The sequence below is a fragment of the Oceanospirillum sp. genome (assembly GCF_982874595.1).
In genome coordinates this window covers 193,524-208,032 of sequence record NZ_CEYNZH010000001.1, presented here as the reverse complement: position 1 = coordinate 208,032, position 14,509 = coordinate 193,524, and the positions used below count along the sequence as shown (strand labels likewise).

The following is a 14,509-nucleotide window of genomic DNA, read 5'->3' as shown; positions in this document are numbered from 1 at the left end:
GGAAGACAATGGCAGGCGCAAATCCGACACCTTCCGAGTATATTCAACACCACCTTCAGAATCTGACCTTTGGTCTGCACCCTGATGGCACTTTGGGCTTTGCTCACGGCGCGAAGGAAGCAGCTGAAATGGGTTTCTGGGCGGTTCACGTAGATACTCTGGGCTGGTCCATATTTTTAGGACTTATCTTCACTTTCCTGTTCCGCAAAGCCGCTAAAATGGCGACAACTGGTGTTCCCGGTGGTCTGCAGAATTTTGTGGAAATTCTGGTTGAATTCGTTGACCAGAGTGTGAAAGACACCTTCCACGGCCGCAGCAGTCTGATTGCTCCGCTGGCTCTGACAATTTTCGTCTGGGTTTTCCTGATGAACCTGATGGATCTGGTGCCGGTAGACTTCCTGCCTGCTCTGTTCATGGCCATGGGTGTTGATTACATGAAAGTCGTACCAACGACTGACGTGAATGCCACCCTAGGAATGTCTCTGTCTGTGTTCTTCCTGATTATTTTCTACAGCATCAAAGTCAAAGGTGTGAGCGGTTTCGTTGGCGAACTGACTCTGCAGCCTTTTGGTAAGTGGATGATGCCGTTTAACCTGCTGCTGGAAGGTGTAGGCCTGATCGCCAAGCCTATCTCTCTGGCACTGCGTTTGTTCGGTAACCTGTATGCTGGTGAACTGATCTTTATCCTGATCGCGATTATGCCGTTCTGGATTCAGTGGGCACTGTCTGTGCCGTGGGCTATCTTCCACATTCTGGTAATCGTACTGCAGGCATTCATCTTTATGATGCTGACCATTGTTTACCTGAGCATGGCTTGCGAAGACCACTAATTTAACGATTTTGCTTTAACTTTAACTTAACTTTCTTAACTTTAACTTGAGAAAAACTGGGAGAAAAAAATGGAACAAGTACTGGGTTTAACCGCCGTTGCTGTTGCTCTGCTGATCGGTCTGGGTGCACTGGGCACCGCGATTGGTTTTGGTCTGCTGGGTGGTAAATTCCTGGAAGGCGCTGCTCGTCAACCAGAAATGGTACCTATGCTGCAGGTGAAAATGTTCATCGTTGCTGGTCTGCTTGATGCTGTGACCATGATCGGTGTTGGTATCGCGCTGTTCTTCACTTTTGCGAATCCGTTCGTAGCTCAACTTGCTGGTTAATCTTTAAGCTGGTTTTTTAACCCTTAATAGATCAACACTGGAAAGCAAGGGGTGATGGCGTGAATCTGAACTTAACACTGATAGGACAAGCCATCTCGTTTGCGATCTTTGTCTGGTTTTGCATGAAGTATGTATGGCCTCCAGTAATGGAAGCAATGCAGGCTCGCCAGAAAAAGATTGCAGATGGTTTGGATGCTGCAAGTCGTGCCGCACGTGACCTGGAACTGGCTCAAGAACAAGCCGGAAAACAGTTGCGTGAAGGTAAAGAACAAGCAGCCCTGATTATAGAGCAAGCAAATAAGCGAGCTAATCAAATCGTTGATGAAGCAAAAGAGAACGCACGTTCTGAAGGCGCACGTTTACTTGCTGCTGCTCAAGCTGAAGTTGAGCAAGAAGTAAACCGTGCGAAAGAAGAGCTTCGCGCCCAGGTGTCTGCATTGGCACTTAAAGGTGCTGAGCAGGTTCTTAACGCTTCTATTGACGAAAAAGCCCACGCTGAGCTTGTAGAGAAACTCGCAGCTGAGCTTTAAGCGAGGTGACCGATGGCTGAATTAAGCACTGTTGCCCGGCCGTATGCAAAAGCTGCATTTGAGTATGCTTTGAGCCAGGGCAAATTGGCCGAATGGTCTAAAATGTTGGGTCTGGCAGCGCAAGCTGTATCGGATTCAGCAGTTCAGAATGTTCTGGGCAATCCGGCAATCGCTCAGGAGCAGAAAGCAGAGATCGTTATGGATATCTGCACTGGCCTGGACGACAACGGGAAAAATTTTGTACAGACACTGAGCGAAGTAGGCCGTTTGCCTCTGTTCCCTCAAATTGCTGAGCAATTTGAAACGCTGAAAGCAGAACAGGAACAAACGGTTGAGGTAGATATTACTTCTGCCTATGAGCTGACAAGTGAACAGCAGACCAAATTGGCACAAGCTCTGCAAAAGCGTCTGAATCGTGAAATTAAAATCCAGACTCAGGTTGATCAAAGCCTGATCGGCGGCGTACTTATCCATGCTGGCGACACTGTTATTGACGGTTCAGTACGTGGGAAGCTTGCGAAATTGGCCGAGGCAATGAATTCCTGAGTTTGAGGGACATGGCATGCAGCAACTGAATCCATCTGAGATCAGCGAAATTATCAAGAAGCGCATCGAGAATACCGATGTCTCTTCTGAAGCCCGCACTGAGGGCACCATTGTAAGTGTATCTGACGGTATCGTAACCGTTCATGGTCTGGCAGACGTAATGTACGGGGAAATGATTGAGTTCCCTGAAGGCGTCTTTGGTATGGCGATGAACCTGGAGCGTGACTCCGTAGGTGCAGTAGTGCTGGGTGATTACCTGTCACTGCAAGAAGGCATGACTGCCAAGTGTACTGGCCGTATCCTGGAAGTACCGGTAGGTTCGGAACTGAAAGGCCGTGTTGTTGATGCACTGGGTAACCCTGTTGATGGCAAAGGTCCAATCAATGCCAAACTGACAGATGCCGTAGAAAAAGTTGCACCGGGCGTTATTGCTCGTCAATCGGTAGATCAGCCAGTTCAGACTGGTTATAAAGCGATTGACGCAATGGTACCGGTAGGTCGTGGTCAGCGTGAGCTGATTATTGGCGACCGTCAAATTGGTAAGACTGCTATCGCAATTGACGCGATCATCAACCAGAAAGACTCAGGTATTACCTGTGTTTACGTTGCGATCGGTCAGAAGCAGTCTACGATTGCAAACGTTGTACGTAAGCTGGAAGAGCACGGCGCGATGGAGAACACCATCGTTGTTAACGCGGGTGCATCTGACCCTGCAGCAATGCAGTTCCTGGCTCCGTATGCCGGTTGTACCATGGGTGAATACTTCCGTGACCGCGGTGAAGATGCTCTGATCGTTTATGACGATCTGACTAAGCAGGCTTGGGCATATCGTCAGATTTCCCTGCTGCTGCGTCGTCCGCCAGGCCGTGAAGCATACCCAGGTGACGTTTTCTATCTGCACTCCCGTTTGCTGGAACGTGCATCCCGTGTGAACGCTGAATATGTTGAGCAGTTCACTAATGGCGAAGTGAAAGGTAAGACCGGCTCTCTGACCGCTCTGCCGATCATTGAAACCCAGGGTGGTGACGTATCTGCATTCGTACCAACTAACGTAATCTCCATCACCGATGGTCAGATCTTCGTTGAAACCAGTATGTTTAACGCAGGTATCCGTCCTGCAATGAATGCTGGTATCTCCGTATCCCGTGTTGGTGGTGCAGCTCAGACCAAACTGATTTCGAAACTGGGCGGCGGTATTCGTCTGGCTCTGGCTCAGTACCGTGAGCTGGCAGCATTCTCCCAGTTTGCTTCTGATCTTGACGAAGCGACTCGTAAGCAGCTTGAGCATGGTCAGCGCGTAACAGAGCTGATGAAGCAGAAGCAGTACTCTCCAATGTCCATTGCTGAAATGGGTGTTGTTCTGTACGCCGCTAACGAAGGTTACCTGGACGATGTACCAGTTAACAAAATTGGTGACTTTGAAGCAGCAATTCTGGCTTATTTCAACTCTGAAAAAGCTGATTTCATGGCTGAAGTTAACCAATCTGGCGCTTTCAACGACGAAATCAAAGCTGGCTTTAAAGCTGGTGTTGAGCAATTCAAAGCAACTCAAACCTGGTAAGTCGTTTGCCCACGGCGGAAGCTGTGGGCCATTACTGAGTTAAGTTTGTTTTTTGAATAAGGCGAGATGCTATGGCAGTCGGAAAAGAGATTAAAAACCAGATCGCGAGCATCGGTAACACGCGCAAGATTACGAGCGCGATGGAAATGGTTGCCGCGAGTAAGATGCGCCGTGCACAGGATCGCATGGCCGCCAGCCAGCCTTATGCCAAGCAGATTCGTAAAGTTGTAGGCCATATTGCGAATGCAACTCCGGAATATCGCCACCAGTACATGGAAGAACGTGATGTAAAACGTGTGGGTTACATCGTTGTTGCTTCTGATCGTGGTCTTTGCGGTGGTTTGAACGTTAACTTGTTCAAAGCCATGCTGAAGACCATGAAAGAGTGGAATGAGAAAGGTGTAGAACAGAAGTTCTGCGCAATCGGCTCTAAAGCCGTTACTTTCTTCCGCTCATATGGCGGTGAAGTTCTGGCAACCAAGACTGGGCTCGGTGATGCCCCGGTTGCGAGCGATCTGATTGGTAGTGTCAAGGTAGTACTTGATGCGTACGATGCCGGCGAACTGGATCGTGTTTACCTAGTTTATAACAATTTTGTAAACACCATGACCCAAAAGCCCCTTGTACAGCAACTGCTGCCTTTACAGGCTGAAGAGGAAACCACCTCTGATCACTGGGATTACCTGTACGAGCCAGATGCGAAAGAGCTTCTGGATAAGTTACTGGTACGTTATGTGGAATCTCAAACGTATCAGGCAGTGGTCGAGAATAATGCTTGTGAACAATCTGCGCGTATGTTGGCGATGAAGAACGCGACCGATAACGCAGGTGACCTGATTAATAGTCTTCAGTTGGTATACAACAAGGCCCGTCAGGCTGCGATTACGCAGGAAATTTCCGAGATTGTTGGTGGTGCTGCAGCGGTTTAATCCTCTGGCACACACAAGCAGGTTTCAATTACAGGTTTAAGAGGAACCAAAATGAGTAGCGGACGTATCGTTCAGATTATCGGCGCTGTAATCGACGTGGAATTCCCACGTGATTCTGTGCCAAAAGTTTACGACGCGCTGACGGTTACTAACACCGAGATTACTCTTGAAGTTCAGCAGCAGCTGGGTGACGGTGTTGTACGTACTATTGCGATGGGCTCTACCGAGGGTCTGAAGCGCGGACTGGAAGCAGTCAACACAAATGCTCCGATTTCTGTACCGGTTGGTACACAAACTCTGGGTCGTATCATGGACGTTCTGGGTCGCCCTATCGATGAGAAAGGCGAGATCGGCGAAGAAGAACGTATGCCAATCCACCGTACTGCTCCGACTTACGCGGAACAGTCAAACAGCACTGAACTGCTGGAAACCGGTATTAAGGTTATCGACCTTGTTTGCCCGTTTGCTAAAGGTGGTAAAGTTGGTCTGTTCGGTGGTGCGGGTGTAGGTAAAACTGTAAACATGATGGAGCTGATCCGTAACATCGCGATCGAGCACTCCGGTTTCTCTGTGTTTGCAGGTGTTGGTGAGCGTACCCGTGAAGGTAACGATTTCTACCACGAAATGACCGACTCTAACGTACTGGACAAAGTATCTCTGGTATATGGTCAGATGAATGAGCCACCGGGCAACCGTCTGCGTGTAGCTCTGACCGGTCTGACTATGGCTGAGAAGTTCCGTGACGAAGGTCGTGACGTACTGTTCTTCGTAGATAACATCTACCGTTACACTCTGGCCGGTACTGAAGTATCCGCACTGCTGGGCCGTATGCCTTCTGCAGTAGGTTACCAGCCGACTCTGGCTGAAGAAATGGGTGTTCTGCAGGAGCGTATTACGTCAACTAAAACCGGTTCTATTACCTCTATTCAGGCGGTATACGTACCAGCGGATGACTTGACGGATCCATCTCCGGCAACAACCTTCTCTCACTTGGACGCGACTGTTGTACTGTCCCGTGATATCGCCTCTCTGGGTATTTACCCAGCGGTAGATCCACTGGACTCTACTTCTCGTCAGCTGGACCCTCTGGTTATCGGTCAGGAGCACTACGATGTAGCTCGTGGCGTACAGGGTACTCTGCAGCGTTATAAAGAGCTGAAAGATATTATTGCGATTCTGGGTATGGATGAGCTGTCTGATGAAGATAAGCAAACTGTATCCCGTGCACGTAAGATTCAGCGCTTCCTGTCTCAGCCGTTCTTCGTTGCTGAAGTATTTACCGGTGCACCTGGTAAGTACGTGTCTCTGAAAGACACTATTAGTGGCTTCAAAGGCATTCTGGAAGGCCAGTATGACGAACTGCCTGAGCAGGCGTTCTACATGGTTGGCAGCATCGATGAAGCAGTAGAAAAAGCGAACAAATAAGTTCGTTTTTTCCCGGAAGTAAGAGAGGCAAGACCATGGCTATGACCGTCCACTGCGATATCGTAAGTGCCGAGGAGTCGATTTTCTCCGGCCGTGTGGATCTGGTTGTTGCCGCCGGTGTGCTGGGTGACCTGGGTATTACACCAGGCCACGCACCATTACTGTCGGAACTACAACCGGGCCCTGTCCGGGTAAACAAGCAGAGTGGTGGAGAAGAGATTTTCTACGTGTCTGGCGGTTTCATTGAGGTTCAGCCGAACCGTGTAACCGTGTTGGCAGACTCTGCTGTTCGTGCAAAAGAGATTGATGAGGCAGAAGCTGCTGAAGCAAAAGCAGCGGCTGAACGCTCTCTGAACAATCAAACCTCTGAGTTCGAATACTCCAAAGCTGCGGCTGAACTGGCTCAGGCTGCTGCGCGACTGCGCACAGTACAGCAGTTACGTCGAAAGCTGGGTGCGTAACAGTACCAAACAAAAAGGCGGCCTAGGCCGCTTTTTTTTGTCTTCAATTTAGCCTACTCTACCCCTCCCCCATTTTATCTTAGTACTTTTATTTTCGTTAAGGACCAACATATGGTGACTGATGTTGTAATTCTGGCTGCGGGTCAGGGCACAAGGATGCGCTCAGATAAACCGAAAGTCCTGCACGCCATTGCAGGCAAACCTATGGTTCAGCATGTACTGGATCAGGCACAGCAGCTTGAGAATTGCCGAATTCATCTGGTCGTTGGTCACGGTGGGGATCGGGTGCGTGAGGCGCTAAAAGGTCAGGACATTAACTTTGTTGTTCAACATGAGCAGCTGGGGACTGGACACGCGGTTGCCCAGGCACTTCCAGACCTAAACGTGGATAGTAAGGTGCTGATTCTATACGGTGATGTACCTTTGGCTCCTTTTTCTTTGTTCAGCACGCTTATTGAACAGGTTTCCGGATCGGCCATGTCCCTTATGACGGTACATCTTGATAACCCAACGGGCTATGGGCGGATTGTACGTAATCATGATGACCAGGTTACTGCCATTGTTGAGCAGAAAGATGCGAATGCTGAGCAGCTTGCTATCTCAGAAATCAATACCGGTATTATGGCTGTGTCTCAACGCCATCTGGCGGACTGGTTGCCCAAACTGTCCAGTGACAATGCCCAGGGTGAGTATTACCTGACTGATGTTATTGCGATGGCATCGGAATCCGGTATAGCGATTCAAACCGTACAACCTGAACATGAGCAGCAGGTCCAGGGCGTGAATAATCGTCAGCAACAAGCGGAACTGGAGCGCTGGTATCAGGGGCAGCTAGCGGAGCAGCTGATGGTTGATGGGGCCAGCTTGGCGGACCCGTCACGTATTGATATCAGAGGTAATCTTACGGTGGGTCGTGATTGCTTTATCGATGTCAACACGATTTTTGAAGGCGATGTCACTCTGGCTGATGGCGTAGAAATTGGTCCTAATTGTGTCGTCAAAAATTCTAACCTCGGTGCAGGTACCAAGGTAGAGGCTAATAGTGTGATTGATGGTGCTCAGATTGCTGAAAACTGTGCGATAGGTCCCTTTGCCCGCATCCGCCCTGCCAGTGAGCTGAAGGCCGGTGCTAAAGTCGGTAACTTCGTTGAAACCAAGAAAAGTGTGATAGGTGCTGGTGCAAAAATCAACCATCTGACTTACATTGGTGATGCTGATATCGGCGCTAAAGTGAATGTTGGCGCAGGAACCATCACCTGTAACTATGATGGCGTGAATAAGTTTAAAACCGTGATTGGCGATGGTGCTTTTATTGGCTCTAACAGTTCTCTGGTTGCCCCTGTCACGATTGGTGTAAATGCGGTCGTGGGTGCCGGGTCAACCATCTCTAAGGATGTTGAAGCGAACGCCCTTGCTGTTGGTCGTGGTAAACAAGTTATCAAGACCGGTTGGAAAAAATAGTAAACCTGAATTCAGCTTTGGTTCTATCGTCAGGTTAAATCATTGTTTTAGGAGAGTTGTCCCCGATGTGTGGCATTGTAGGTGCGGTAGCACAAAGACCTGTTTCCGGAATTTTATTAGAAGGCCTGCGTCGGCTTGAATATCGGGGATACGACTCAGCGGGTTTAGCTGTATTTGAAGGCGAACAAATTACGCGGCTTCGTCGTGCCGGTAAAGTTGAAAATTTAACTCAGGCAGAACAGGAAACACCTCTTAAAGGGCATAGTGGTATTGCCCACACCCGTTGGGCGACACACGGTAAGCCGACCGAGAACAATGCACACCCGCATATGTCCGGGGATGATCTTGCGATCGTTCATAACGGCATTATTGAGAACTTCGAACCTCTTAAGCAGCAGCTTCAGCAAGATGGTTTTATCTTCACTTCAGATACCGATACCGAAGTCATTGCTCATCTGGTTGTCCGTGCAGTTAATCAGGGGAAAAACCTTCAGGAGGCTTTTCTGGAAACGGTTTCCCACCTAGAGGGAGCCTTCGCTCTAGGTGTATTGCATAAAGACTATCCAGAACAGATTCTTGCATCCCGAAAGGGAAGCCCTCTTGTTGTAGGCGTCGGTATTGGTGAGAACTTTATTGCTTCTGATCAGATGGCTTTGTTACAGGTTACCGATCGCTTTATCTATCTGGAAGAAGGTGACTTCGTTCAGGTAACATCGGATAGCCTGACTATCTGGGATGCTGATTTGAAGCTCGTTGAGCGCCCGGTCAAGACATTCGAGCATAGCCTGTCTGCTGCGGATAAAGGTGAATTTCGTCACTTTATGATGAAAGAGATCTACGAGCAGCCCGAAGTGGTTAAAGCAACGCTTCAGGGACGTATTTCTGACAAGCACCTATTGGAACAGGCTTTTGGCAGCGAAGCAGCGTCTGTTTTTGATGAAGCAAAACATGTGCAGATTATCGCTTGTGGCACCAGCTTTCATGCTGGTTTGGTGGCTAAATATTGGTTAGAGGATCTTGCCGGTATTCCCTGCGCTATCGAAGTCGCCAGTGAGTACCGCTATCGTAAGCATGTGATTCCTGCAAACACTCTGTTTGTGACTATTTCTCAATCCGGAGAAACAGCAGATACGTTAGCCGCCTTACGAGCCGTAAAAGACAAAGTGTTGGCGAGCCTTACAATTTGTAATGTACCCGGGAGTTCACTGGTACGGGAATCTGATCTTTCCCTGATGACCAATGCTGGGCCTGAGATTGGTGTGGCGTCGACCAAAGCTTTTACCACTCAGTTGGTTGCTCTTCTGATGCTTACCGTTGCATTAGCTCGCCGTCACGGACTGACTGAGGCCCGGGAAACTGAAATTGTTCAGGCGCTACATAAGTTACCGGCGCTACTATTGGCGGCAGTAAAACTGGATCAAGAAATTGAGCAGCTTTCGCAGGATTTTGCAGAGAAGCATCATGCTCTTTTCCTAGGTCGGGGCCCACTCTATCCGGTAGCGATGGAAGGTGCTCTTAAACTAAAAGAGATCTCCTACATTCATGCTGAAGCATACGCTGCCGGTGAGTTGAAGCACGGCCCGTTAGCGTTGGTGGATAAAGAAATGCCGGTTGTTGCTATAGCACCAAATAACGCTTTACTGGATAAACTGAAAGCTAATCTGCAGGAAGTAAAGGCCCGAGGGGGGGAACTCTTTGTCTTTGCCGGTGCGGATCATGTAAGACCTGAAGATGGTCTTAAAGTAGAGCAGATGCCTGATGTGCCGGAGATTCTTGAGCCCATTGTCTATACCATTCCATTGCAATTACTGAGCTATCACGTTGCTGTATTGAAAGGGACGGACGTGGATCAACCTCGTAACCTGGCTAAATCGGTCACTGTGGAATAGGTGTGCTGGATTCTGAATTGAGCTTTGCGAAACTTAGTCCAGCTTTAGACTAAAAAAGATCGTCCGCCTTTGAGGACGATCTTTTTTAATAAACGTCATAGGTAAGGCGTTAGTGATTGATATCCTCTTCAAGGGTGTAATCATCCAGTTCTTCCACCAGACGTTTCTTCTCAAAGTGCTTTTCAATCCCCCTTCGGGCTTCCAGTTGTTTCAGCGCCTCACTTTTTTTGCGCTGTTCATGTTCTTCCACTTCGATGGACATGAAAATATCAAAAATCTCGTCTTTAACCTGATCAAGCTTGCCATGATCAGCGGTTGGGTTGTGTCTCATATCAGCATCCTCCCTCAGGCTTTCCTTGAGGATTGGTTCAGAATCAAGTGACAACCTATAGCGATTTAGGGCTATTATCTTAATATAGCGCGTATGAAATTCCTGTGACAAGCTTGTAATTTTTCGTGCTGGGAATAAAAAATGACGTTGCGATCAAGTTGCAGGTAAAATGAAATGCTATCTAAGAGCTTAATTAACCAGTGGTAAACCGGTGAAAGAAAACATCCTAGAAAAGATACATCACTCCAAAACGCAGTTCCGGCGTTCTGAGCAAAAGGTAGCAGACTATGTTCTCAACCATGCTACTGATGTCATTCATATGCGCATCGTTGATCTGGCGACAGAGGCGAATGTTAGTGAACCCACGGTCGTTCGTTTCTGCCGGGCTCTGGGCTGTGATGGTTTCCAGGACTTTAAACTGCGTCTGGCTCAGGTTCTGGCAAAAGAAACCCGTTTTGCCCAGTTTTCAATGAATGAAGACGATTCTGTTAGCGACTTTACTAACAGTATTTTTGATACCACAGCCAGTGCGCTGTTGGGCGTGAAGAACCGAATTAATACGGATCGCGTTCAGGAGGCAATTGCTGCACTGAGTAGTTCTGATCGGGTTGAGTTTTTTGGTTTTGGTGCATCAGGTGCTGTTGCTACTGATGCTCAGCACAAATTTTTCCGTCTGCAGATGTCCACAGCAGCTTATTCCGACCCGCACATGCAAAATATGTCGGCGGTGACCCTTTCAGATACCGATGTTGTTGTTGCTATTTCTCAGACGGGGCGCACAAAAGCTCTGCTGCAGAGTATTCAGCTGGTGCGTGAGGCTGGCGCTAATGTGATTGCGCTTTGTCCAAGTGGGTCTCCTTTGGCTGAGCTGGCGACGATCCCGCTTTATATTGATGTTCCGGAAGATACTGAAATTTATACTCCGATGACCTCCCGTATCGCCCATCTGGTGATGATTGATGTTCTTGCGGTTGGGGTTGCCAAAATGCGTGGCCCAAAGCTGGCGGAGCATCTTAAAGCGGTAAAACGCAGCCTTCACTCCCTTCGCCTGACGGACAGTTAACCAGGTTGTAAAAAGTTGATGATAAAAAACGGAGCCCATGGCTCTATGGCTCCGTTTTTTCTTGTCGTGGAAAGTGGCAGTCCCCTTTAGACACCATTGTGGTTCTCTACCAGCTCGAAAAATGTTTGCGGTGGAATCGGTGGGCTTATGTAGAACCCCTGAGCAAAGTCGCACCCCTGTCGGCATAAAAATTCCAGCTGAGCACGTGTTTCGACACCTTCGGCAACGATCTTCATCTCCAGATTATGGCCCAATGCAATAATGGCTTTTGTTAGCGTTGCTTGTTGCGGATCCGGGCTATGAATCTGTTTCAGGAAACTACGGTCAATTTTCAGAATATCCAGCGGGAAGCGTTGCAGATAGCTCAAAGAGGAATAACCGGTTCCAAAGTCATCAATCGCCAGAGTGATGCCCAGTGCCCTAATCTGATCCAGTATCGTAACGGTGCGCTCAGGGTCATCAATCAGGGAGCTCTCGGTCAATTCCAGTTCGATCAGATGATGAGGAATGCCAGCCTCTCGGATTGTTTGGTCAATAAAGCTGACCAGGTCATTATGCAGCAGTTGTTGTGCTGAGAGGTTGACGGAAACCTTAATCTCCAACCCTTTATCGAGCCAGGCTCGAACCTGGTGGCAGGATTTGACCAGGACCTGCTCTCCCAGCGGGGCCACCAAGCCTGTTTCCTCAGCGATAGGAATAAAAGAACCCGGAGAAATCAGTCCCGATTCGGGGTGGTTCCAGCGAACCAGGGCTTCAGCTTCATAGATTTTATTGTCACCCAGTGAAACCTTAGGTTGATAATAGACACAGAGTTCATCCCGTTGTAGCGCTTTTCGCAGGTCGCTTTCCATTTTCAGGCGTTCCAGAGAGCCTGTTTGCAGCTCTTCAGAATAGAACTCAAAACCAGAGCCCCCGATCTGCTTAACCTTATTGCGTGCCAGATCAGCCTGATTGACCAGAATATTGAGTCCCCGGGTATGCTTGGGAAATAAACTGATACCCATACTGCAGGAAACAATCAGTTCATGCTCTTCAATCATGACGGGTGTGTGAACCAGCTTAAATATCTGTTCGGCCAGCTCTGTCACTTCTGATTGCAGTTCATACTGGTCGAGAATCAGAGCAAACTCATCGGCACCTAAACGAGCAATCGTATCCACACCCTGAAGTTGATGGGTTAGTCGGTCAGCTAGTTCTCTGAGTAGCTGATCGCCGACATCATGACCTAACGTATTGTTAATCGCTTTAAAGCGATCAATATCCAGTAGAATCAGGGCCATTTTCCCGCGGTTCAGGCGCGCCTGTGAAATAGCGATGTGCAGGCGATCTTTAAAGAGATTGCGATTGGCAACACCGGTCAGATCATCGTAGTTGGCCAGATAGCTGAGTTTCTCTTCTGCTTTCTTCCTTTGAGTCAGGTCGGAGAACATACCCACATAGTGAGAGCTTTCGCTCTGCTGGGAGGGGACACGATAGATCTTTAGCCATTCAGGGAATTTATCCCCGTTTTTTCTTTGCTCGATCAGCTCCCCTTCCCAGGCACCCAGCTGGATCAGTTGGTCTCTGATTCGCAGATTCAGTTCCTGATCCAGCTGCCATAATGGCCCCTCATCGAAACGGGTATCTTTTAGCTCTTTGCTCGTGTAGCCCGTGATCTGATAAAAAGCCTCGTTATGAGTTGTGATGATAAAATTCTCATCAAGAATAAAAATCGCCTCACTGGAGCTTTCAAAGGCTTGCCAGGCAAGGCGCAGCTTTTCATCTTTTGCAATCTGATCAGAGATATCCCGACGAGTACCTATCATTCTTAACGCTTTGCCTGATAACGGATTGCGGTCAATTACCCGGCCAGTGTCTTCCAGCCAGCGCCACTGGCCGCTTTTGTGTCGAATGCGGAACTGAATCTTAAACTGGCTGGTAATCCCCTTCAGAGTTTCTACCAGCGCTGTGCGAAGAGCGGGATAATCCTCTTCATGAACTAAAGGTTTCAGGTGCCCCATAAAGTGGGGAACCTCATGCTCTGAATAACCGAACAGTTGCTCAAAGTGGGAATGATAGATCTCGTCGGTGGTCAGATCCCACTCCCAAAGCCCCAGATCACTGGCTTCAATCGCTTTTGAGTAGCGTTGTCGGTTTCTTTCCAGATTGAGACTGGTTTGCCGCTGCTCTGCTACAGCTTTTTTTAAGCGCTCGTTGGTCTCAGAAAGTGCCTGAGTTCGTTCCTTAATCTGAGCTTCAAGATTTATCTGTGCTTGTTGAAGCAACTGTTCAGCTTCTGAGCGAATGTTTGCTTCCTGCTCAAGTTGCTGATTGAGTTGATGGGTGATTTCCTGTTCATGGGTTACCTGATCCAGTAATAAACGATGATGAACATTTTTACTTAGAGAGGTTTTTAAAAGCAGATGGTTTCGCCAGGCGCTGTAGATCAGAAAGGTCAGAAAAACGGTAATGACCGCTGGTGAAATTAATGGCTCAGGGCTCTGATATTCCAGCAGCATCAAAGGAATGAAAGCAGGCAAAATAAAGCCAAGGTAACTGATGAGTAGTGCAGAAAAAATGGCACTGGCATATAAGGCAAGGCCTGTCATGGCAAGAACAACAACCGATTGAACCAGTGCATTGTCCTGAGGTGTCAGCCATATAAGAAGTGCTCCCCAGCAACTTCCTATAAAAATGCCGCCCAAAGTGAACAGATGTCTCCATTTTGCCAGACTTTTTGGGTTCGCTTCCTGGCTGGAATGATGACTGTTGAGAAGATATGTCTGAAACCGGCTATTGAGGCTGATCCCCCCCCAGGTCAGCAGGGCATAGATCAGTAGCCAGAGACCAAGAAGCGCGCTGTTAGTGTGATTCCATAAAAGGGTGCAACAGACCAGCGCGCAGCCCATACCCAGCCGGTAATAAGCGGTAGAATCGCGATACAAAAGAGTGAGTTGCTCGCATAGGAGCTCCTTGCCGAAAGAGGCAGCATCAGTCTGCCCCTGAAGCATTGACTGCTGTTCAGGGTGGGTCATGGTCGATGAGTACTCAGATTTTGTCTTATTTTTGTTTTGCAGAGCTTAATTCCCTTAAGCCCCCGATGGTTAAAAGATACCAGATGACCTGAGTGCAGAATAGGCAGATAACAGTTTTCAGTAACATATTGTGCTAAAGTTG

At 48.4% G+C, this 14,509-nt stretch carries 13 protein-coding genes; 11 read left to right on the top strand and 2 right to left on the bottom strand.

The window, feature by feature from the left end:
• Positions 1 to 8: 8 nt before the first annotated feature.
• The 10 genes from atpB to glmS all read left to right on the top strand — a co-directional run bounded on the left by atpB (position 9) and on the right by glmS (position 9,959).
• Positions 9 to 830, top strand: coding sequence for a F0F1 ATP synthase subunit A (gene atpB / locus AC4GL5_RS00935; RefSeq protein WP_490380905.1), 822 nt, complete (start codon positions 9 to 11; stop codon positions 828 to 830).
• 69 nt (positions 831 to 899) lie between these two features.
• A complete protein-coding gene (gene atpE, locus AC4GL5_RS00930) occupies positions 900 to 1,157 on the top strand; it encodes a F0F1 ATP synthase subunit C (protein WP_028299499.1) in 258 nt (85 codons plus the stop codon).
• A gap of 59 nt (positions 1,158 to 1,216) precedes the next feature.
• Complete coding sequence (locus tag AC4GL5_RS00925) at positions 1,217 to 1,687, top strand: F0F1 ATP synthase subunit B (protein ID WP_490380904.1); 471 nt, start codon at positions 1,217 to 1,219, stop codon at positions 1,685 to 1,687.
• Between the two features lie 12 nt (positions 1,688 to 1,699).
• Complete coding sequence (locus AC4GL5_RS00920) at positions 1,700 to 2,233, top strand: F0F1 ATP synthase subunit delta (RefSeq protein ID WP_490380903.1); 534 nt, start codon at positions 1,700 to 1,702, stop codon at positions 2,231 to 2,233.
• Positions 2,234 to 2,249: 16 nt separating this feature from the next.
• Positions 2,250 to 3,794 (top strand): F0F1 ATP synthase subunit alpha, encoded by a 1,545-nt coding sequence (gene atpA, locus AC4GL5_RS00915; protein WP_490380902.1) that lies wholly within the window; start codon positions 2,250 to 2,252, stop codon positions 3,792 to 3,794.
• A 71-nt stretch (positions 3,795 to 3,865) separates the two neighbouring features.
• Complete coding sequence (gene atpG, locus AC4GL5_RS00910) at positions 3,866 to 4,723, top strand: F0F1 ATP synthase subunit gamma (protein WP_490380901.1); 858 nt, start codon at positions 3,866 to 3,868, stop codon at positions 4,721 to 4,723.
• 51 nt (positions 4,724 to 4,774) lie between these two features.
• Complete coding sequence (gene atpD / locus AC4GL5_RS00905) at positions 4,775 to 6,148, top strand: F0F1 ATP synthase subunit beta (RefSeq protein WP_490380900.1); 1,374 nt, start codon at positions 4,775 to 4,777, stop codon at positions 6,146 to 6,148.
• A gap of 35 nt (positions 6,149 to 6,183) precedes the next feature.
• Positions 6,184 to 6,609: a F0F1 ATP synthase subunit epsilon gene (locus AC4GL5_RS00900; RefSeq protein ID WP_490380899.1), complete on the top strand. Its 426-nt coding sequence runs from the start codon at positions 6,184 to 6,186 to the stop codon at positions 6,607 to 6,609.
• A 111-nt stretch (positions 6,610 to 6,720) separates the two neighbouring features.
• Positions 6,721 to 8,070, top strand: coding sequence for a bifunctional UDP-N-acetylglucosamine diphosphorylase/glucosamine-1-phosphate N-acetyltransferase GlmU (glmU, locus tag AC4GL5_RS00895; protein ID WP_490380898.1), 1,350 nt, complete (start codon positions 6,721 to 6,723; stop codon positions 8,068 to 8,070).
• Between the two features lie 65 nt (positions 8,071 to 8,135).
• The gene (glmS, locus tag AC4GL5_RS00890) at positions 8,136 to 9,959 is read left to right on the top strand and encodes a glutamine--fructose-6-phosphate transaminase (isomerizing) (protein WP_490380897.1); all 1,824 of its coding nucleotides are present in this window, start codon (positions 8,136 to 8,138) and stop codon (positions 9,957 to 9,959) included.
• 109 nt (positions 9,960 to 10,068) lie between these two features.
• Here the strand turns inward: glmS and AC4GL5_RS00885 are convergent, their stop codons facing one another.
• A complete protein-coding gene (locus AC4GL5_RS00885; RefSeq protein WP_490380896.1) occupies positions 10,069 to 10,290 on the bottom strand; it encodes a PA3496 family putative envelope integrity protein in 222 nt (73 codons plus the stop codon).
• A 211-nt stretch (positions 10,291 to 10,501) separates the two neighbouring features.
• Between AC4GL5_RS00885 and hexR the strand changes: the two genes are divergently transcribed.
• Positions 10,502 to 11,353, top strand: coding sequence for a transcriptional regulator HexR (hexR, locus tag AC4GL5_RS00880; protein WP_490380895.1), 852 nt, complete (start codon positions 10,502 to 10,504; stop codon positions 11,351 to 11,353).
• Between the two features lie 86 nt (positions 11,354 to 11,439).
• Here the strand turns inward: hexR and AC4GL5_RS00875 are convergent, their stop codons facing one another.
• Complete coding sequence (locus tag AC4GL5_RS00875; RefSeq protein WP_490380894.1) at positions 11,440 to 14,367, bottom strand: EAL domain-containing protein; 2,928 nt, start codon at positions 14,365 to 14,367, stop codon at positions 11,440 to 11,442.
• Positions 14,368 to 14,509 lie beyond the last annotated feature (142 nt).